At 63.7% G+C, this 20,977-nt stretch carries 14 protein-coding genes; 11 read left to right on the top strand and 3 right to left on the bottom strand.

Going from position 1 to position 20,977, the window contains the following annotated elements:
• Positions 1–360 precede the first annotated feature (360 nt).
• The 4 genes from aceE to J0O65_RS10535 all read left to right on the top strand — a co-directional run bounded on the left by aceE (position 361) and on the right by J0O65_RS10535 (position 8,194).
• Positions 361–3,057: a pyruvate dehydrogenase (acetyl-transferring), homodimeric type gene (gene aceE, locus J0O65_RS10520; RefSeq protein WP_215406517.1), complete on the top strand. Its 2,697-nt coding sequence runs from the start codon at positions 361–363 to the stop codon at positions 3,055–3,057.
• Positions 3,058–3,151: 94 nt separating this feature from the next.
• A complete protein-coding gene (aceF, locus tag J0O65_RS10525) occupies positions 3,152–4,807 on the top strand; it encodes a dihydrolipoyllysine-residue acetyltransferase (protein WP_215406520.1) in 1,656 nt (551 codons plus the stop codon).
• Between the two features lie 10 nt (positions 4,808–4,817).
• Positions 4,818–6,593: a dihydrolipoyl dehydrogenase gene (gene lpdA / locus J0O65_RS10530; protein ID WP_215406521.1), complete on the top strand. Its 1,776-nt coding sequence runs from the start codon at positions 4,818–4,820 to the stop codon at positions 6,591–6,593.
• 431 nt (positions 6,594–7,024) lie between these two features.
• Positions 7,025–8,194 carry a hypothetical protein gene (locus J0O65_RS10535; RefSeq protein ID WP_215406523.1) on the top strand — a complete coding sequence of 390 codons (1,170 nt, stop codon included), beginning with the start codon at positions 7,025–7,027 and terminating at the stop codon, positions 8,192–8,194.
• 23 nt (positions 8,195–8,217) lie between these two features.
• Here the strand turns inward: J0O65_RS10535 and J0O65_RS10540 are convergent, their stop codons facing one another.
• Positions 8,218–8,937 carry a TetR/AcrR family transcriptional regulator gene (locus tag J0O65_RS10540; protein ID WP_215406525.1) on the bottom strand — a complete coding sequence of 240 codons (720 nt, stop codon included), beginning with the start codon at positions 8,935–8,937 and terminating at the stop codon, positions 8,218–8,220.
• 144 nt (positions 8,938–9,081) lie between these two features.
• Here J0O65_RS10540 and J0O65_RS10545 point away from each other — a divergent pair, with 144 nt between their 5' ends.
• Genes J0O65_RS10545 through J0O65_RS10555 form a run of 3 tightly spaced genes read left to right on the top strand, consistent with a single transcriptional unit; the run spans position 9,082 to position 13,399 of the window.
• Positions 9,082–10,275 (top strand): HlyD family secretion protein, encoded by a 1,194-nt coding sequence (locus tag J0O65_RS10545; protein WP_215406527.1) that lies wholly within the window; start codon positions 9,082–9,084, stop codon positions 10,273–10,275.
• A 6-nt stretch (positions 10,276–10,281) separates the two neighbouring features.
• On the top strand, positions 10,282–11,880 hold the full coding sequence (locus tag J0O65_RS10550; RefSeq protein WP_215406529.1) for a DHA2 family efflux MFS transporter permease subunit: 1,599 nt from the start codon (positions 10,282–10,284) through the stop codon (positions 11,878–11,880).
• 40 nt (positions 11,881–11,920) lie between these two features.
• Positions 11,921–13,399, top strand: a complete 1,479-nt coding sequence (locus J0O65_RS10555; protein WP_251373644.1) for an efflux transporter outer membrane subunit — start codon at positions 11,921–11,923, stop codon at positions 13,397–13,399.
• Positions 13,400–13,408: 9 nt separating this feature from the next.
• On the opposite strand, the gene J0O65_RS10560 is transcribed toward J0O65_RS10555, so the two are convergent.
• Positions 13,409–14,326, bottom strand: coding sequence for a LysR family transcriptional regulator (locus J0O65_RS10560; protein WP_215406531.1), 918 nt, complete (start codon positions 14,324–14,326; stop codon positions 13,409–13,411).
• Between the two features lie 113 nt (positions 14,327–14,439).
• Here J0O65_RS10560 and J0O65_RS10565 point away from each other — a divergent pair, with 113 nt between their 5' ends.
• The 4 genes from J0O65_RS10565 (at position 14,440) to J0O65_RS10580 (ending at position 18,541) form a co-directional block, all read left to right on the top strand.
• Positions 14,440–15,039 carry a short chain dehydrogenase gene (locus J0O65_RS10565; RefSeq protein WP_215406533.1) on the top strand — a complete coding sequence of 200 codons (600 nt, stop codon included), beginning with the start codon at positions 14,440–14,442 and terminating at the stop codon, positions 15,037–15,039.
• A 94-nt stretch (positions 15,040–15,133) separates the two neighbouring features.
• The gene (locus J0O65_RS10570; protein ID WP_215406535.1) at positions 15,134–16,858 is read left to right on the top strand and encodes a dipeptidyl-peptidase 3 family protein; all 1,725 of its coding nucleotides are present in this window, start codon (positions 15,134–15,136) and stop codon (positions 16,856–16,858) included.
• Between the two features lie 184 nt (positions 16,859–17,042).
• Entirely contained in the window at positions 17,043–17,705 is a 663-nt protein-coding gene (locus J0O65_RS10575; RefSeq protein ID WP_251373645.1) for a hypothetical protein, read from the top strand.
• A 104-nt stretch (positions 17,706–17,809) separates the two neighbouring features.
• Positions 17,810–18,541 carry a BON domain-containing protein gene (locus tag J0O65_RS10580; RefSeq protein WP_215406537.1) on the top strand — a complete coding sequence of 244 codons (732 nt, stop codon included), beginning with the start codon at positions 17,810–17,812 and terminating at the stop codon, positions 18,539–18,541.
• A 119-nt stretch (positions 18,542–18,660) separates the two neighbouring features.
• Here the strand turns inward: J0O65_RS10580 and J0O65_RS10585 are convergent, their stop codons facing one another.
• A complete protein-coding gene (locus tag J0O65_RS10585; protein WP_215406538.1) occupies positions 18,661–20,817 on the bottom strand; it encodes an alpha/beta hydrolase family protein in 2,157 nt (718 codons plus the stop codon).
• Positions 20,818–20,977: the final 160 nt, after the last annotated feature.

A 20,977-nucleotide genomic window follows, 5' to 3' on the forward strand; every position in this document is an offset into this window, starting at 1 on the left:
GTTTTGGCTCAATGTGGCGTAACAACAGCGGGCCGGAAACGCGGGCCTGAGAAAATGCCGATGGCGGCGTTGCGGCTCCTTGCCGTACTGGCGGCCTAGGGAGCGCAAGGGCCTGCGGTTTTTTTGGTGCCGTTTTTGGCACTTTGATCACCCTAATTTCCAGACAGAATTTGCGGCACTGCAGCATAAATTTCATAGGGTAATTTCACAATGCGAAATGCTATATCGTAATTTGAAAAATAGTAAATACGCTGTTAGAATCCCCACACTAAACCGACTTAATAGTAAATAATCAGCGAAATACCGTCCGACAGCGATCCGGAAAATCGGGGTGGGGCGTTCACAAAGGAGACTCAACAGATGTCAGCTCAACTGAACCAGGTAACGACACAGATCGGCACCGACCCGGATATGCAGGAAACCAAGGAGTGGCTGGACGCGCTCGAAGCCGTGCTGGAAAATGAAGGTCCGGAACGCGCGCATTACCTGATGGAGCGCATGGTTGACCTGGCCCGCCGCCGCGGCGCCCAGATCCCGTTCTCCAGCACCACCGCCTACGTCAATACCATCCCCACCAAGCAAGAAGCACACTGTCCCGGCAACCTGGAATACGAAGAGCGTCTGCGCTCGTGGATGCGCTGGAACGCCATGGCCATGGTGGTCAAGGCCAACCGCGCCGACGGCGACCTGGGCGGCCACCTGTCCTCGTTCGCATCGCTGGCGAACATGCTGGGCATCGGTTTCAACCACTTCTGGCACGCGCCAACGGCCGACCACGGCGGCGACCTGCTGTACATCCAGGGCCACTCCTCGCCCGGCGTCTACGCGCGCGCCTTCCTGGAAGGCCGTTTGACGGAAGAGCAAATGCTGAACTTCCGCAAGGAAGTCGACGGCAAGGGCCTGTCCTCGTACCCGCATCCTAAATTGATGCCTGACTTCTGGCAGTTCCCGACCGTGTCGATGGGCCTGGGCCCGCACATGGCGATCTACCAGGCGCGCTTCCTGAAATACCTGCACGCACGCGGCATCGCCAAGACCGACAACCGCAAGATCTGGGCCTTCTGCGGCGATGGCGAGATGGACGAGCCAGAGTCCTTGGGCGCGATCGGCCTGGCCGCACGCGACATGCTCGACAACCTGGTCATCGTGGTCAACTGCAACCTGCAGCGCCTGGACGGGCCCGTGCGCGGCAACACCAAGATCATCCAGGAACTGGAAGGCGAATTCCGCGGCGCCGGCTGGAACGTCGTCAAGGTCATCTGGGGCCCGGGCTGGGACGCCCTGCTGGCGCAGGACAAGGAAGGCATCCTGCAGCGCGTGATGATGGAAACCGTCGACGGCGAATACCAGAACTACAAGGCGAAAGACGGCGCCTACGTGCGCAAGCACTTCTTCGGCAAGCATCCGAAGCTGCTGGAAATGGTTGCCAACATGACGGACGACGATATCTGGCGCCTGACCCGTGGCGGCCACGATCCGCACAAGATCTACGCGGCCTTCAAGATCGCCCAGGAACACAAGGGCCAGCCGACCGTCCTGCTGGTGAAAACCATCAAGGGCTACGGCATGGGCAAGTCCGGCGAAGCGCGCAACACGGCGCACCAGACGAAAAAACTGGACGACGAAGCCATCCGCGAAATGCGCGACCGCTTCTCGCTGCCTATCCCTGACGACAAGCTGGCCGACATCCCGTTCTTCAAGCCTGCCGACGACGCGCCGGAAATGGTCTACCTGCACGAGCGCCGCAAGGCCCTGGGCGGCTACCTGCCGCAGCGCCGCCAGAAGGCGGAAGAAACCCTGCCCGTGCCTGGCCTGGACGCGTTCAAGAACGTGCTCGAAGCGACGCCTGAAGGCCGCGAAATCTCGACCACGCAAGCCTTCGTGCGCGTCATTTCGACCCTGCTGAAAGACCCGAACCTGGGCCAGCGCGTCGTGCCTATCCTGGTCGATGAATCGCGCACCTTCGGCATGGAAGGCCTGTTCCGCCAGATCGGCATCTACAACCCGAAAGGCCAGTTGTACGAGCCGGTCGACAAGGACCAGGTCATGTACTACCGCGAAGACAAGGCCGGCCAGATCCTGCAAGAGGGCATCAACGAAGCGGGCGGCATGAGCTCGTGGATCGCCGCGGCGACGTCGTATTCGACCAACGACCGCATCATGATCCCGTTCTACACCTTCTACTCGATGTTCGGCTTCCAGCGCATCGGCGACCAGGTATGGGCGTCGGCCGACATGCGCGCGCGTGGCTTCCTGATGGGCGGCACGGCCGGCCGCACGACCCTGAACGGCGAAGGCTTGCAGCATGAAGATGGCCACAGCCATATCTTCGCCGCGACCATCCCAACCTGCATGCCGTACGATCCGACCTTCAGCCATGAAGTCGCCGTCATCATCCAGGACGGCCTGCGCCGCATGATCGCCAACCAGGAAGATGTGTTCTACTACATCACGATCATGAACGAGAACTACGCCCAGCCAGGCATCAAGCCAGGCCAGGAAGAAGGCATCCTGAAAGGCATGTACAAGCTGCAGGAAGGCCCGGCGGACGCCAAGCTGCGCGTGCAGCTGATCGGCTGCGGCACCATCCTGCGCGAATCGATCTTCGCCGCCGAACTGTTGCAAAACGACTGGGGTGTGGCTGCGGACGTGTGGTCGGCGCCGTCGCTGACCCTGGTGGCCCGCGATGGCCAGGATGCGGAACGCTGGAACATGGTCAACCCGTCGAAACAGCAGCGCGTGCCTTACGTGACGTCGCTGATGCAGGACACGGACGGCCCGATCGTCGCCACGACCGACTACATGCGCGCGTTTGCAGAACAGATCCGCGCCTTCATGCCGAAGGGCCGCACTTATAAAGTGCTCGGTACCGATGGCTTTGGCCGCTCGGACAGCCGCGCCAAGCTGCGCGAGTTCTTCGAAGTGAACCGTTATTATGTCACCGTGGCCGCGCTCAAATCGCTGGCTGACGAAGGCAAGATCGACGTGTCGGTGGTGGAGCAGGCGATCGCCAAGTACGGCATCGACGCGAACAAACCGAATCCGGTGACCCAGTAATCGTTGTGCGGACCCGATGATGCCAGGGCGGTGCGAAAGTGCCGCCCTGGCGTGTGTGCGGGTCCATCTGACAAATAAAATAACGGAGCAAGCTATGAGCATTGTGGAAGTCAAAGTCCCGGATATCGGCGATTTCAAGGAAGTCGAGATCATTGAACTGATGGTCAAGCCAGGCGATACGGTCAAGGTCGACCAGTCCCTGATCACGGTCGAATCGGACAAGGCCAGCATGGAAATTCCATCGAGCCACGCCGGTGTCGTCAAGGAATTGAAAGTCAACGTGGGCGACAAGATCGCCGAAGGTTCGCTGGTCCTGCTGCTGGAAGTGGCGGACGACGCCTCTGCGCCGGCGCCTGCCGCTGCCGCCCCGGTTGCAGCACCTGCCGTTGAAGCCGCCCCCGCTGCGCCTGCGCCAGCGCCTGCCGCCCCTGCCGGCGCGCCGGCCCTGGTCGACGTGACCGTGCCCGATATCGGCGACTTCAAGGAAGTCGAAGTCATCGAACTGATGGTCAAGGTCGGCGACAGCATCAAGGTCGACCAGTCGCTGCTGACGGTCGAATCGGACAAGGCCAGCATGGAAATCCCGTCCAGCCATGCCGGTATCGTCAAGGAATTGAAGGTCAAGGTCGGCGACAAGGTTGCCAAGGGTAGTCTGGTACTGGTGGTGGAAACGACAGGTGGCGCCGCCGCTCCTGCCGCTGCCGCCCCGGCCGCCGCGCCAGCGCAAGCTGCCGCCGCACCAGTCGCCGCCGTCGCTTCGGCGCCGGTCGCCGCCGCACCTGCCCCTGCCGCCGCCCCTGCCGTCAACGGCAAGCTGGCGCACGCGTCGCCATCGATCCGCAAGTTCGCGCGCGAACTGGGCGTGGAACTGGCGCTGGTTGGCGGTTCCGGTCCGAAGGGCCGCATCACCCAGGAAGACGTGCAGAACTTCGTCAAGGGTGTGATGTCGGGCGCCGTCGCCGCGCCGAACGCACCGGTCGCTGCCAAAGGCGGTTCGGGCGTGGGCCTGGATCTGCTGCCATGGCCGTCGCTGGACTTCAGCAAATTCGGCACGACCGAATTGCTGCCGCTGTCGCGCATCAAGAAAATCTCGGGTCCGAATTTGCACCGCAACTGGGTCATGATCCCGCACGTCACGCAGTTCGACGAAGCGGACGTGACGGACCTGGAAGCGTTCCGCGTCGACACCAACGCGGCCAATGCGAAGAACAAGGATGCGGCCAAGCTGACCATGCTGGCCTTCGTCATCAAGGCCTCCGTCGCCGCGCTGAAGAAATTCCCCGCGTTTAACGCGTCGCTCGACGCCAAGGGCGAAAACCTGATCCTCAAGCAGTATTACAACATCGGCTTCGCGGCCGACACGCCGAACGGCCTGGTGGTGCCGGTGATCAAGGGCGCGGACCAGAAGTCGGTGTCGCAGATCGCCCGCGAAATGACGGAACTGTCGCTGCAGGCGCGCGAAGGCAAGCTGAAACCGGCCGACATGCAGGGCGCCAGCTTCACCATTTCGTCCCTGGGCGGCATCGGCGGCACGCACTTCACGCCTATCGTCAATGCGCCGGAAGTGGCCATCCTGGGCCTGTCGAAAGCCTCGATCAAGCCGGTATGGGATGGCAAGGCCTTCCAGCCGCGTTTGATGATGGGCACCTCGCTGTCCTACGACCACCGCGTGGTCGATGGCGCGATGGGCGCGCGATTCTCCGTGTACCTCGGCGAAGTCCTGGCCGACATGCGCAAAATTCTGCTGTAAGGAGCGATTGATGAGCACAGTAGAGGTAAAAGTACCGAACATCGGCGACTTCAAGGAAGTCGAAGTCATCGAACTGATGGTCAAGGTGGGCGACACCATCAAGGTGGACCAGTCCCTGGTCACGGTCGAATCGGACAAGGCCAGCATGGAGATTCCGTCGACCCACGCCGGCGTCGTCAAGGAAGTCAAGGTCAAGGTCGGCGACAAGATCGCCGAAGGCAGCGCGCTGCTGGTGGTGGAAGCATCCGAAGGCGCTGCCGCTCCTGCGCCTGCGGCAGCCGCTGCAGCTCCGGCTGCGGCACCAGCCCCGGTCCCGGCGGCACCCGTCGCCGCCATCCCGGCCGGTAATTACAGCGGCCAGGTCGATATCGACGTCGACATGATGGTGCTGGGCGGCGGCCCTGGCGGCTATTCGGCGGCGTTCCGCGCGGCCGACCTGGGCATGTCGACGGTCATCGTCGAACGCTACGCGACCCTGGGCGGCGTGTGCCTGAACGTGGGCTGCATCCCGTCGAAGGCGCTGCTGCACGTCGCTTCCGTCATCGATGAAACGGCGCACATGTCCAATACGGGCGTGACGTTCGCCAAGCCGACGATCGACATCGACCAGGTACGCAAGTACAAGGAAGGCGTGATCTCGAACATGACGGGCGGTCTGGCCGGCATGGCCAAGGCGCGCAAGACGCAAGTCGTCACGGGCGTGGGCCAGTTCCTGTCCGCCAACCACATCGAAGTGACGGCTGGCGACGGCACGAAAAAAGTCGTGCAGTTCAAGCAGGCCATCATCGCCGCCGGTTCGTCCGTGGTGAAGCTGCCCTTCGTGCCGGAAGACCCGCGCATCGTCGATTCGACGGGCGCGCTGGAATTGCGCCAGATCCCGAAACGCATGCTGGTCATCGGCGGCGGCATCATCGGCCTGGAAATGGCCACCGTGTATTCGACCTTCGGCGCGCGCATCGACGTGGTCGAAATGATGGATGGCCTGATGCAGGGCGCGGACCGCGACGCCGTCAAGGTGTGGCAGAAGTTCAACGAGAAGCGCTTCGACAACATCATGACCAAGACCAGGACGGTGGCCGTCGAGGCACTGCCGGAAGGCATCAAGGTCACGTTCGAAGCGGCCGAAGCGGGCGCCACGGCGCCGGCGCCGCAAGTCTACGACCTGGTGCTCGTCGCCGTGGGCCGCAGCCCGAACGGCAAGAAGATCGCCGCCGACAAGGCCGGCGTGCAAGTGACGGATCGCGGTTTCATCAACGTCGACAGCCAGATGCGCACCAACGTGCCGAACATCTTCGCCATCGGCGACCTGGTGGGCCAGCCGATGCTGGCGCACAAGGCCGTGCATGAAGCCCACGTGGCGGCCGAAGCGGCTGCCGGCCAGAAGTCGCACTTCGACGTCAAGGTGATCCCGTCGGTCGCCTACACGGACCCGGAAGTGGCATGGGCCGGCATCACGGAAGACGAAGCGAAAGCCAAGGGCATCAAGGTCGAGAAGGGGCACTTCCCGTGGGCCGCTTCGGGCCGCGCCGTGGCCAACGGCCGCGCCGAAGGCTTCACCAAGCTGCTGTTCGACGCTGAAACGCACCGCATCATCGGCGGCACCATCGTCGGCACGCATGCGGGCGACATGATCGGCGAAATCGCGCTGGCCATCGAAATGGGCTGCGACGGCACCGACATCGGCAAGACCATCCACCCGCATCCGACCCTGGGCGAGTCGATCGGCATGGCCGCCGAAGTGTACGAAGGCGTGTGCACGGACTTGCCGCCGCCGCGCAAGCGCTGATGTATTAAGCGCACGTTGCAACATGAAAAACCCGCAAGCGATTGCGGGTTTTTTTTGGAGCGGGCTACCACTCGTCCCCGACCCTGCGTGAATCGATCTGCAGGTTGGAAAAAAACGCCGAAGTGTACGAAGGCGTGTGCACGGACTTGCCGCCGCCGCGCAAGCGCTGATGTATTAAGCGCACGTTGCAACATGAAAAACCCGCAAGCGATTGCGGGTTTTTTTTATTTTCCTTGACCTTTAGCATGGTAAAGCGATGGCGCATCGGCCCCATGTGAAAATTGGTGAGTATTGCCGTATGGAAAAAGTGGCAGAATGGAGGTCTGTCACCATGTGCTTCTTTTGCTGCGATAGACGCGTGTGATTTTTCCAGGAATGTTGCCAGCGTGGGATACGGTCAAATTCCGCTGTACTGAGAGAGTTTTGCAACGATGAAAAAATTTACCGCCCTTCATATTGCCGATGTCCGTTTGCGCCGGGCCGACGAGCAAGAGCAAGCCGTGATGCTGCATGCCTTGTACCAAGATGTGGCCGCTATCCTGGCGACGGGCAAGAAGATCGATGCGATTTTCTTCACGGGCCAGCTGGTGGCGCCCGACGCCTGTGCCGGCACGACGCCCGTGTACGTCTATGAGTATTTCCTGCGCCCCTTGCTGCAGGCGGCCAGCCTGCCGGGCGCGCGTTTCTACCTGGTGCCGGGCAGCCGCGCCCAGGGTGTCGCGGCGGCGGCGCTGGGCGATGCCGGCTTCAGCTTCTTCTCCGCCGATGAGCACGCCAGTGCCGAGCAGCGCGCGCACTACAAGAATATCCACGCCGTGTTCCATGGCCACCAGCATACGGGCGACGCCAGTTCGCTGATGAAGTCGCTGGGCATCTTGTTCAAGAGCAATCCCGGCAGCCTGTACGGTGCGCAGGGCCAGATGGCGGCGTTTGCCGTGCTCGAGTTCGGCACGGGCGCGGCCGATGGCGGCGCGGCAGGCACGCAGTGGACGGTGTCCCTGCGCGAGTTCGACGACGTGAGCAAGCGCTTCGCTCTGTCGGTGCTGTACACGCCGAATGGCCAGGAAACGGGCCAGATGGATGCCGAGTATGTGTTTGCCACCTTGCTGCCGCAGCTGGCGGGCGAGCGCGCCTATCTCGACGGCTTGCTGGGCACGGCGGGCGTGCAGCCGCGCGTGGACGCCGGCGTGGCTGCCGATGCGCGCGAATTCCTGATGGAGCTGGCGTTCCTGATGTTCGAAGCCAAGACGGTATTCCTCGGCGAGGCGGAGCTGGAGCGCTTTGCCAGCGACTATTGCGGCGTGAAGGGCTGGAACATGGCGGCCGGGGAGTGGCTGGCGCCGCTGTATGCGCATGGCTTGCTGCTGCGGGCCGATGGCCAGGTGGCGTTTTCCTTCGATTATTTCCGCACGTATTTCCTGGCGCAACGCTTTGAAACCTCGTTCGACCTGATGCGCTATGGCCCGCAGCGCCACGATGGAAGTGAGTCTTCACTTGGCCTTGACGGCGCTTTGGCGGCCCAGCCTTTCCTGCGCGCGCTGGGCTTGAACGAAGAATACGCCGAAGCGGCGGTGCCGCAAGACTGCAGCCGCCCTGGCTGACTTGCGCGGCCAGCCGTCGCGCGTCAGTCCGCGAGCCGCTGGCGCAGGGTGCCGCGCAGGAACAGGTCGAGACTGACCTCCACCTTGGCGCGCAATTGCGCCACGTCCGGTTGCGCCTGTGGCGGAAACAGCAGGCGCGACATCTGGTCGCCCAGCAGGCAATTGAGCAGGTGCAACGCCAGCATGGAGGGCGTCAGCTCCGCGCGAAACAGCGGTGCGATGTCGGGGCGGCTGAAAAACTTGGTCAGCATGTCGCGCGTCTGTCCCGGTCCCACCTTGTAAAACGTTTCCGCCAGTTCCGGGTGCGTGGCCGCTTCGGCCACCACCATGCGATTCAGGCGGATCGCCGCCGGCATGGTGACGAGCTGCACGAACAGCAGGCCGAACTCGCCCAGGATGGTGGGCAGCGGCCGCATATCCGTTTCCAGCGCCGGCATGGTCGAGAAGTAGGCGGCGCGGCGCAATTCCACCACGGCATTGAACAGGCCCGACTTGCCGCCAAACTTCACATAGATCGTGCGCACGGCCACGTGGGCTTCGCGGGCGATCATTTCCAGGCTCACCTTTCCATATCCCTTTTCCAGAAACAGGCAGCCGGCCGTGTGCAGCAGCTTGTCCATGCGCGCTTCCATGTCGGCCGCGCGCGGACGGCCGGCTGGCTTGCCGCAGCAGGAAAGCTCCTGGGCGGCATCGTCGGATTCTGTATCGGTAGGCAAGGTATCGCTGAGGCCGGGATCGGACATGGTCTGGGTCTCTTTAAAAGTGGGAAGGTAAGTGATGGCTCACACTGTAGTGCAAATTAAAATGAAATGCAATCGTTTCATTTCTTGACTTTGGCTTTTCTTTGCCCAATAATGAACCTACATCATTTCATTTTCGGAGCGAGTATGTCCAACCAGCCAGGCCAGGCAGAGCACAAGGTGCTGACCGCCGTCCCACCCGCGGCCCCTGCCGCACCTTCCACGCCCGCCGCTTCCGCCAGCTCCGCCCCACCGAACAAGCGCGTGAAAATCATCGCCGGCCTGATCGTCCTCGTCGCGCTGGGCGCCGGCGCGCGCATGTGGTACCGCAGCCACTATTTCGTGGAAACGGAAAACGCCTATGTGGCCGGCCACGTGCATCCCGTCTCTGCGCGCATTTCCGGCGTCGTCACCAAGGTCTTCATCGACGACAATCAGATCGTGAAAGAGGGCGATGTGATCGCCGAACTCGACCCGTTCGACCAGCGCGTGAAAACCGAGCAGATCGCCGCGCAGATCGCCAGCGCCGAGCAGCAAGTGCTGCAAGCGGACGCGCAGATCGCGCAAGTGCAGGCGCAAGCCAGTGGCGCCCAGGCGCAAGTGGCGCAAGCCGATGCCCAGCTGCTGCGCGCGAAACAGGATGCCGAGCGTTATGGCCAGCTGTACACGAGCCAGATGAAGGCCGTCTCGAAAGCGGAACTGGACGCCGCCAATGCGGCCCGCTCCAGCGCCGTGGCCGACCTGGCCGCCCGCCGCGACAGCGCTTCCGCCGCCAAGGCGCAGATCGGTGCGGCGCAAGCTGCGCGTGACGTGGCCAAGGCGCAGGTCGCCGTGCTGCGCGTGCAATTGAAGGACGCGGAACAGCAGCTGCAGTACAACCGCATCCTGGCCCCCGTCGCCGGCCGCATCGGCAAGCGCAACGTGGAAACGGGCATGCGCGTGCAGCCTGGCCAGCAATTGACGGCCATCGTGCAGGACAACGTCTGGGTCACCGCCAACTTCAAGGAAACGCAACTGGCCGACTTGCACCGCGGCCAGAGCGTGCACGTGAGCATCGACGCCATGCCGGGCAAGAAACTGGTGGGCACCGTGGACAGCTTCGCGCCTGCCTCGGGCGCGCAATTCGCCCTGCTGCCAGCCGATAACGCCACCGGCAACTTCACCAAGATCGTCCAGCGTGTACCGGTGAAAATCGTCTTCCAGCCGGAAGACATCAAGGCCATGAATGGCCGCCTGGTGCCGGGCATGTCGGTGATCGCCGAAGTGGAAGTGAACCAGCCCGCGTCGGCCGAGGCACCGCGCCACGCCGCCGCGCCAGCCGCCCAGACCACCGCCCGCTAAGCTTCCATGAGCAGCCCTTCCACCACGCTGGCGAAGCCGCCGGCGTTTCCCGTGATCGACGAGAAAGTCTCCGCGCGCACCTGGCTGGCGGTCGCCGCCGGCATGCTGGGCGCCTTCATGGCGGTGCTCGACATCCAGATCACGAATTCCTCGCTCAAGGATATCCTTGGCTCGCTGTCGGCCACCCAGGAAGAGGGCTCGTGGATTTCCACCGCCTACCTGGTGGCGGAAATCATCGTCATTCCCCTCACCGCGCTGCTGGCGCGCGTGTTCGGTCTGCGCACCTACATGATCGGCACCACCGCCTTCTTCCTGCTGTTCTCCACCCTGTGCGGGGCGGCCTGGAACCTGGAAAGCATGATCGTCTTCCGCATGCTGCAGGGGTTCACGGGCGGCGCCCTGATCCCGATGGCGTTCACCCTGGTGATGCTCAAGCTGCCGGCCTCGAAGCGGGCCGTCGGCATGGCCATCTTCGGCCTGACGGCCACCCTGGCGCCGGCCATGGGCCCGACCCTGGGCGGCTATCTCTCAGAGCTGTATGGCTGGCCTTCGATCTTCTACATCAACTGGGTGCCGGGCGTGCTGCTGATCGCCGGCATGATCTATGGCCTGGACAAGGAGCCGATGCAGCTCAAATTGTTCTGGAAGGCCGACTGGCTGGGCATCTTCTTCATGGCCCTGGGCCTGGGCTGCTTGACCATCTTCCTGGAAGAGGGCAATTCGAAGGACTGGTTCGACTCCGGTTTCATCATCGCCTTCGCCGCGCTGGCGCTGACGGGCATCCTGGGCTGGGTCGTCACCAGCGCCACGCGCGCCGAGCCCTTCGTCAACCTGGCCCTGTACGGCCAGCGCAATTTTCTGGTGGCCACCGTGCTGTCGGCCGTGACGGGCATGGGCCTGTATGGTTCGGCCTTCCTGCTGCCCCTGTTCCTGGGCCAGATCGCCGGCTATTCGCCGATGCAGATCGGTGAAGTCATCATGTGGGTGGGCTTGCCGCAGCTGTTCATCATGCCGTTTGTCGCCAAACTGTCGTCGAAGGTGGACAACCGCATCCTTTGCTCGTTCGGCCTGCTGCTGTTCGGCGGTTCGTGCATGATGAACGCCTACATGGATGCGTCCACCGGCTACGACCAGCTGCTGTGGTCGCAGGTGGTGCGCGCGCTGGGCCAGCCCTTCGTCATGCTGACCCTGTCGAACTTCGCCATGAAGGGCATCGCGCCGAAGGACATGGCGTCGGCCTCGAGCCTGTTCAACATGACGCGCAACCTGGGCGGCTCGATCGGCATCGCCCTGCTGGCCACGGCCCTGAGCACCCGCGAGCACTTCCACTCGCAGCGCCTGGGCGAGGCGATCAATGCGTATTCCAGCGCCACGCAGCTGCGCATCGACCAGCTGACGTCGTCGTTCATGGCCAAGGGCTATGACGCCGTCACGGCCGGCAACCAGGCCTTGCAGGCGATCGACGGCATCGTGCGCCGCGAAGCGTATGTGATGGCCTACAACGATGGCTTCTTCCTCGTCGGCGCCATCCTGCTGGCCTGCATCGTGCCCCTGTGGCTGGCCGATAAACTCAAAGCTCCCGGTGGCGGTGGCGGCGGTCATTGACCGCCAACGCGAGCCCTTAAAGAACAAGAAGGTATACATCATGCAAACAGTTTTGACGAAAATCGCGCTGGCCGCCTCGCTTGCCGTGGCGCTGTCCGCCTGCGGCACCGTGGGCCACGATTTCACCGCCCCGGCGAACGTGGCCGGCATCGACAACGCCTCCTTCCGCCACGGCGCGGCCGCGGCCGATGCCGCGCAACTGCCGAAAGAGTGGTGGAGCATCTACGGCGACGCCACCCTGGACCGCCTCGAACGCAGCGCGCTGCAGGACAATCCCGGCGTGAAAGCGGCCGGCGAGCGCTTGCTGCAGGCGCTGGCGCAAAGCGGCACGGCGCGCGCCAACCAGGGGCCGAGCGTGAACGTCAGCACGGGCATCTCGAACTCGCGCACCTCGGCCAACACCTCGCAGGGCCTGGCCCTGGGCAACCGCTCCATCAGCGGCAACAATTTTTCCGTCGGCGGCTCGCTGTCGTATGAAGTCGACTTGCTGGGCCGCGTGAAACGCATGGTTGAAGCGGCGGACTCGCAGGCGCTGGCGGCGCAGGCCGACCGCGACGGCGTGCTGCTGATGCTGTCGGCGCAGGTGGCCAGCAACTACTGGCAGCTGCGCGGCCTGGACGCGGAAATGGCGATCCTGAACGGCGCCCTGGATACGCGCCGCGAGTCGGCGCAGCTGGTCGAGGCGCGCTTCAACGCGGGCCTGACGAATGAGCTGGACCTGGCGCGCGCGAAAGTCGAACTGTCGAACGCGCAAGCCGACCTGCATGAAGTCAAGCGCCAGCGCAACCAGCTGGAAAACAGCCTGGCCACCCTGACGGGCAAGCCGCCGTCGGCGCTGCAGCTGCCGGTGGCCGCCCAGCCATCGGCCTTGCCGTTGCCGCCCGCCATTCCCGTCGGCTTGCCGGCCAGCCTGCTGGCGCACCGCCCGGACCTCGTCTCCAGCGTGGCGAACCTGCGCGCGGCGAATGCGCAAGTGGGCGTGGCCGAAGGCGCGTTTTACCCGTCGCTGCAATTGACGGGCAATTTCGGCTACGCGTCGGAAAAGCTGCGCGACCTGGCGCAGGGCGGCTCGCGCCAGTTCAGTTTTGGCCCGCTGGCCCTGTCCCTGCCCATCTTCGACGGCGGCCGCAACCAGGCCAACCTGGATCTGTCCAAGGCGCGCTATGCGGAAGCCGTGGCGAACCACGAGACGAAGCTCTTGACGGCCTTGCGCGAAGTGGAAGACGCCTTGTCCGACGTGGAGCAGCGCCAGCTGCAGGGCGATGCACAAGCCCTGTCGCAGGCGGCCGCCGCGCGCGCCTACCTGGTGGCGCGCACGCGCTACGAGCGCGGCATCTCGACCTACCTGGACGTCACGGATGCCCAGCGCAGCTCGCTGGCGGCGGACCGCGCCGCCGCGCAGATCAAGACCCAGCGCCTGCTGGCGACGGTGGCCGTGGCCCGTTCCCTGGGCGCCGGCTGGCAGCCGGACGGCGAGCTGGCCAAGCTGGCGTCGGCGCCCGCCGCAAAGGTGAACTAAGCTTCCCGGTTACGTGAGCGTGGCCGGTGGCGGTGTCGCCGCCGGCCCGTAGCGTTCCAGCAGAAAGTCGATGAAGGTCGTCAGCTTCGGCGTGGGCTGGCGGTCGCGCGCATACACGAGGTGCATGGGGCGCGGCGCCGGCACGTAGTCGGCCAGCAGCGGCACCAGCCTGCCGGCGGCGATATCGCCGGCCATCAGGATTTCCGCCTGCATGACGATGCCGAAGCCGTGCAGGGCCGCCACGCGCAAGGCCTGCCCATTGTTCGAGCGGAAGCGGCTCTCGCGCACGGGGCTGCCGTCGTCGTCGTCGCTCCTGGCCAGGCGCCAGCGCACATGGCGCGTCCACTGCATGAAATCGAGGCATTCGTGGCGCGCCAGGTCGGCCGGCGTGCGCGGCGTGCCGTGTCTGGCCAGGTAGGCGGGCGCGGCGCACATCACCATCGCATACGGCCGCAGCGCGCGCGCCACCATGGCGGAATCTTCCAGCTTGCCGATGCGGATGGCCGCATCGAATCCTTCTTCCACCAGGTCCACCGTCCTGTCGTTCAGGTTCAATTCCAGGCTCACTTCCGGATACGCGTCGAGGTAGTCGGCCAGCAGCGGCGCGATGCACTCGCTGCCGAACGACACGGGCGCCGTGATCTTCAGCTTGCCGCGCGGCGCCGTGCGCATGGCTTCCGCGCCCCGTTCGGCCGCATGGATGCTGGCCAGGATCTGGCGGCACTGTTCCACGTATTGCTGGCCGATTTCCGTCAGGCTTTGCCGCCGCGTGGTGCGCGCCAGCAGCCGCGCGCCCAGCCGCTCTTCCAGGTATTTGATGTGCTTGCCCACCATAACGGGCGAAATCTGGAACGCCTCGGCGGCGGCCGTGAAACTGCCCGCATCGACGACGGCGACAAAGATTTCCATGCTGCGCAATTTATCCATGGCGTCTCGATTGCAAACTGTGGGTTGGTAATCTTGTAAATTCTAGCGTATTTATTCCTTTTTGTAAGCGGCGCATACTGGCTCCATCGTTCAACCCCAGACAAGGAAGCATCATGAAAATCGTCATCATCGGCGCCAGCGGCACCATCGGCACGGCCGTCGCGGCCCAACTGGCGCAACGCCACGACATCATCGAAGTGGGCAGCCGCAGCGGCACGCACCAGGCCGACATGGGCGACATCGCGCAAGTGCGCGCCCTGTTCAAGCGCATCGGCAAGGTCGACGCCGTCGTCGTCACGGCCGGCAAGCTGCATTTCGGTCCCCTGGCCGAATTCACGCCCGAGCAATTCCGGCTGGGCCTGGACAGCAAGCTGATGGGCCAGGTCAACGTGGCGCTGGTGGCGCAGGAATACGTGAACGACGGCGGTTCGATCACGCTCACGAGCGGCATCGTGGCCGAGCAGCCGATCCGCTTCGGCGCGGCCGCCAGCATGACGAATGCGGCCGTGGAAGGCTTCGTGCGGGGCGCCGCCATCGAGCTGCAGCGCGGCGTGCGCATCAATGTCGTCAGCCCCACGGTGCTGGCCGAGTCGCTGGACGCGTATGGCCCCTTCTTCTACGGCTTCGAGCCGGCCGCCGCCAGCCGCGTGGCCCTGGCCTACAGCCGCAGCGTGGAAGGGGCGCAGACGGGGCAGGTGTACAAGGTCTGGTAAGCCAGCTCTGCAGGCGGGGTCGGTGGTGGATTACAATTTGGCACACTCGGGGTCTGACCCGCCGGGTCTGACCCCAAACTTAACCGAGACCTCCATGAAAAACATCCTGATTCCCCTGCTGATGGCCGCCGCCGTCGGCAGCGCCTGCGCCGCGCCACAAGTGGCCACGCCGGCCACCGCCGAGCAACTGACCGCCATGAGCGCCCGCTACGCGCCCGTTGCGCTGACCGCCGACGTCACGCACCTGTCCGCGGGCGACCGCCAGGCCATCGCCAAGCTGGTCGAGGCGGCCAAGCTGGTCGACGTGCTGCAGCTGCGCCAGCGCTGGTCCGGCAATGAAGCGCTGTGGGCCGCCTTGAAGAAGGACAAGTCAAAGCTGGGCCAGGCCCGTTTGAACTATTTCTGGATCAACAAGGGTCCATGGTCGGTGCTCGACGCGCACGCCTCGTTCATGCCGGCCAGCTATGCCGGCATCGCCATTCCCGCGCACAAGCCGGAAGCGGGCAATTTCTATCCGCAGGGCGCCACCAAGGCCAGCCTGGAAACGTGGATGCATGGCTTGTCGCCAGAAGACAAGCAGCAGGCGCAATGGTTCTTCACGACCATTCGCACGGGCAAGGACGGCAAATACCAGACGGTCAAATACTCGGACGAGTACAAGGTGGAACTCAAGCAACTGGCTAAGCTGCTCGACGAGGCGGCCGCCGCCACGGACAACGCATCGCTGAAGAAATTCTTGACCCTGCGCGCCAAGGCTTTCCTCGACAACGACTATTTACCGTCCGATTTTGCCTGGATGGACCTCGACTCGCCCGTCGATATCACCATCGGCCCGTACGAGACGTACAACGACGAGCTGTTCGGCTACAAGGCCGCGTTTGAAGCCTATGTGAACATCCGCGACCAGGCGGAAACGCAGAAGCTGAACTTCTTCGCCAGGCACATGCAGGAGCTGGAAGACAACCTGCCGCTCGACGCCCAGTACCGCAACCCGAAAGTGGGCGCGCTGGCGCCGATGGTGGTGGTCAACCAGGTGTACGGCGCTGGCGACGGCAACATGGCCGTGCAGACGGCCGCCTACAACCTGCCCAATGACGAGCGCATCATCAGCGCGCGCGGCTCCAAGCGCGTGATGCTGAAAAACGTGCAGGAAGCCAAGTTCAAGGCCACCCTGACGCCGATCTCGACACTGGTGCTCACGCCCGAAGCGCAGCAGGACGTCGATTTCAATTCCTTCTTCACGCACATCCTCGCGCATGAAATCATGCACGGCCTGGGCCCGCACGCCACCACCGTCGACGGCAAGCCATCGACACCGCGCCAGGACTTGAAGGAAGCCTACTCGACCATCGAAGAAGCCAAGGCCGACATCACGGGCCTGTTCGCGCTGCGCTACATGATGGACAAGGGGCAGCTCAACGACACCCTGGGCCAGGGCGAGGCGGCCGAGCGCAAGCTGTACAACACTTTCCTTGCCTCCGGTTTCCGCACGTTGCATTTCGGCCTGACGGATTCGCATGCGCGCGGCATGGCCATCCAGATGAATTACATCCTCGACAAGGGCGGCTTTGTCTCGCTGGGCGATGGCAAGTTCGGCGTCGATTTTGCCAAGATCAAGCAGGCCGTGATCGACCTGGACCGTGAATTCTTGACCATCGAGGCGACGGGCGACTATGCGCGCGCGCAAGCGATGATGGCCAAGTACGTGGTGATCCGCCCGGAAGTACAGGTGGCGCTCGACAAGATGAAGGCCGTGCCCAACGATATCCGCCCGGAATTCGTCACGGCCCGCGCGCTGGACCAGGCGACGAAGAAATAACTCGACCTTAACTATTGTCAGTCTGAAAAACCGGTGCCTCGCGTACCGGTTTTTTTTCGGCTTTTTTTCTGAAAAGTTGCCAGTTTTTTCTTGTGGAAATATTTTCACCGCTTACTCTGCAGTGGTGACATTCTTTCTTCCCGTTGATCCCATGTTGAGACTGTTTTCGCTGTTGAGTTTTCTTATGGCCGCGCCCACCATGGCGCATGCTCAGCTCACCGATCTGGAAAGCCGCTGGCTGCAGGCGGGAAAACCCGTCATCGATTACGCGCGCACGCAGGACTTGCCCATCGACATCATCGTGCAGCCGCAGGATGCGCCCGGCGCCGTGCCGCTGGCGCTGGGCTACGCGGCAGGGCGCTGCAAGCTGGTGCTGTCCTTGCGCGGCAATGCCATGGCCGATACCGTCCTGCAGGGCGTGCCGCCCGCGCGCCACGGCCTCATGATCGAAGCGATGACGGCGCATGAAATCGGCCATTGCCGGCGCTATGCGCAAGGCGACTGGCACGCTTTGCCGCGTGGTTTTGTCGAGCCGCGCGGCATGCGGCGCGGCAAGCTGACACCGCTGGCGCAGGAGTTGCGCGAGACGCGCCGCGAAGAGGGCTATGCGGACCTGGTGGCCCTGGCGTGGATGCATGCGCGCCACCCCGGGCAGTACCAGCAGGTGCTGGCCTGGATGCGCGGCGTGCGCGCGGCTGGCGAGGCGGCGGGCGGCGGCGCAGGCGGTTCCCACGCCACGCAGGCATGGCTGGCGCTGGCCGATGGCGAGGGGGCATTTGATGACTCCGCTTCACCATTTGAACAGGCGCAAGTATTGTGGCGGAAGGGCTTGAGCGGCGACAAATAAACGTGATTTTGTACGCGGATGGACTGTCAGCGTGTGCTGTCGCACGGAGCTTTGCGCGCGGCAGGGGTCTAATCTGGGCATCAACTAACCAGAGAGGAACCACCATGAACAAAATGATCGCACTCATGCTGGCCGCCAGTGCCAGCGCCCTGCTTGCCGCCACGCCCGCGTATGCGCAGGATGCCTCGTACAAGAGTTTGACGGACAAGGCGACGGCCGACTACAAGCAGGCCAAGGCCGCCTGCGACAGCCACAGCGGCAACGCGAAAAAAGTCTGCGTGGAGGAAGCGAAGGTGGCGCGCGCCAAGGCCGAGTCGGACGCCGTGGCCCAGTACCGCAACACGCCGCGCGAGCTGGGCAAGGCCCGCAAGGATGTCGCCAATGCCGAGTATGACCTGGCCAAGGCCAAGTGCGGCGACCGTACGGGCGCCGATAAAACCACGTGCATGAACGATGCCAAGGCGGCGAAAACGGCGGCGCTGGCCGACGCCAACACGGGCGCCAGGGCCGGCACCAACGTGGCGCAAAATCCGCCTGCCACGATGAAGGAAAACTGCGACGCCATGGATGCGACGGCCAAGGCCGCCTGCGTGGCGCGCAATGCGGCCGGCAGCACGAAGACGGCCATGGCCGACTCCGTCATCACCACCAAGATCAAGGCGGACCTGGTCAAGGACAATGACTTGAAAGCGCTCGACGTGCACGTGGAAACCGTGAATGGCGTCGTCATGCTCAGCGGCTTCGTGCCTTCCCAGGCGCAAGTGAAAAAAGCCGCCGACCTGGCCCGTGGCGTGGAAGGCGTGAAGGATGTGAAGAATGGTTTGAAGGTGAAGTAAGCCCGGTGGCGCTTGCCGCCGCGGCAAAGGCCCTGCTTGCATGAAAAAAGCCAGGTCCGCGCATGCGGAACCTGGCTGTTTATCGCTGCCGGCAGCAGACGTTCCTCTGGTAGCGGCTCTTATTTCACATACTTCGCCAGCCAGCCCTCGACTTCGCTATAGAAGAAGCGGCTGTTCTCGCCCTTCAGGATCCAGTGGTTTTCGTCCGGGAACACGAGTAGTTTTGCCGGCACGTTCAGGCGCTGTTGCACAGCAAAGTTCATCAGCGCATTGTTGGCCGGCACGCGGTAGTCGAGCTCGCCCACGGTGATCAGGATGGGCGTGGTGAAGCCCGTGCCTTTTTCGTGGTTGCCCGCTTGCATGACCGGGCTTTGATCGCGCCACACGGGCAGGTTCGACCAGACGGGGCCGCCGGCATTCGTTTCACGGCCGAAACCGCCATCGCTGGTGCCCCATTGCATGATCAAATCCATTTCGCCCGCGTGCGAGACGATGGCCTTGTAGCGCGTGGTGGTCGCCTGCAGCCAATTGGCCAAGTGGCCGCCATAGCTGGCGCCGCCGGCGGCCAGCTTCGTGCCGTCGATAAAGGGATATTTCTTGATGGCTTCATCGACACCCTGGTTGACTTCGTCGCCCGGACCTTTCAAGGGGTCGAATTGAATCGAGCGCGCAAATTCCTCTCCGTAACCAGTGGAACCCTTGTAGTCGGTCAGCAGCACGACATAGCCGGGCTTGGCCAATAAATGGTAGTTCCAGCGCAGCACGAACTGGTCGCGCCACATGCTGGCCGCGCCGCCGTGGATGACGGTAAACAGCGGGTATTTCTTGTTCGGATCGAAGTTGGCCGGCTTGACGAGCATGTTGTGGATATGGCGGCCGTCGGCCGTCGTGAACCAGAAGTGCTCGGGCGCCTGCCAGTCGATCTTGCTTGCCTTGTCCGCGTTGAAGGCCGTCAGGCGCTTCGGCTGCTTGCCGTTGAAGGCATAGATTTCCGGCGGATTGATGGACGACTCCCACACGCCCACCAGGGCCTTGCCGCCGCTGCTCAGCGAGTTGATGGTGCCGGTTGGCAAGGATGGCTCCTCGCGCACGTCGCCGCCCCTGGCGTCGATCGAGTACAGCTTTTCCAGGCCCGCATGTTCATAGCTGAAGATGACGCGCTTGCCGTCTTCGGGCAGCACGAAGCGCGAGATCGAACGGTCCAGCTTGGCCGTCAGGATGGTTGGCGCAGGCTTGCTCATCGGCCAGGCGAAGCTGGCCAGGCGCTTCACGTCATACACCTTGCCCGGCGTTTGCGCGTCGCTCAAGGCAAACAGGGTCTTGCCGTCGGCGGCGAATTTCAGGCTGCCATAGCTATGCTTGTCCTGCGTCAAGCGCTGCGCTTCGCCGCCCGCCACGGGCAGCAGATACAGTTGCGAATAGACGGCTTCGCGCTGGGCCGCGTCGCGGTTGCTGGCCGCGTTGAAGACGACGGCCTTGCCGTCCGGCGTCCAGACGGCGTCCAAGGATTGTCCCTCGTCGCCCTGGCCGCCGCCAAAGCCCGGCAGGGCGGCCAGTTGCGTGCCCGACAGGATGTCGCGCGGCGTCGCCTCCGGTTGCGCGTCGACGATGAACAACCGCACCTGCTTGTCGGTCAGCCATTTGTCGAAGTAGCGCGGCGCCGTCGTTTCATACGAACGGGCGCTGTATTTGCGCTCCTTGCGCTCTTTCGCGCTCTGCTTGACGTCGGCTTCCGTTTTGTTGCCTGGATAGATGTCGCTGATGAACAGCAATTGCTTGCCGTCCGGGCTCCATTTCGGCATGCGTGCACCGAGGGTGAGCGAGGTCAGGCGTTGCGCTTCGCCGCCGGCGGCCACGTCGAGGCGGTAAATCTGGCCCGCTTCATCGCCGTCGCGCTTGGCGACAAACACCAGCTGGCGGCTGTCCGGCGACCAGGCCACGGCGCTTTCGCCGCTCTTGGAATAGGTCAGGCGGCGCGCGGGGCTGTCGTCGCCCAGGGACTTGATCCACAGGTCCGACCATTGGTCCTTGTTGTCGTAGGCGCTGTCGACCACGGAGAACACGGCCCAACGCCCATCGGGGCTGGCGACGGGGGCGCCCACCCGTTTCATCAGCCACACGTCTTCATGCGTGATGGCGTGCCTGGTGTTGGTTTGCGTGGCGGCAACCGGGGTGATGGCCTTGGTATCGGCGGCGTGGACGGTCGTTGCCAGCGAGGCGCAGGCCGCTGCGATCAGCAGGGAGCCGAGGGAACGGCGAAGACGGGGTGAGGTCATGGGCGTGGTCCGGGAAGTGAAAAAAGTACAGCGGGCAACATTATTGCCCATCGTTTCCCCCGCTGCCAAGGCCATGAACCGTTACTTACCGGGCGGGATGGACGTGTATCGGGCGGGCGCGGCCTGGCCGATCAGTTAAACTTGCCGCTTTACTCACGCT

This window comes from Janthinobacterium sp. JC611, assembly GCF_018682595.1.
In the GTDB taxonomy this organism is placed as follows: domain Bacteria; phylum Pseudomonadota; class Gammaproteobacteria; order Burkholderiales; family Burkholderiaceae_D; genus Janthinobacterium.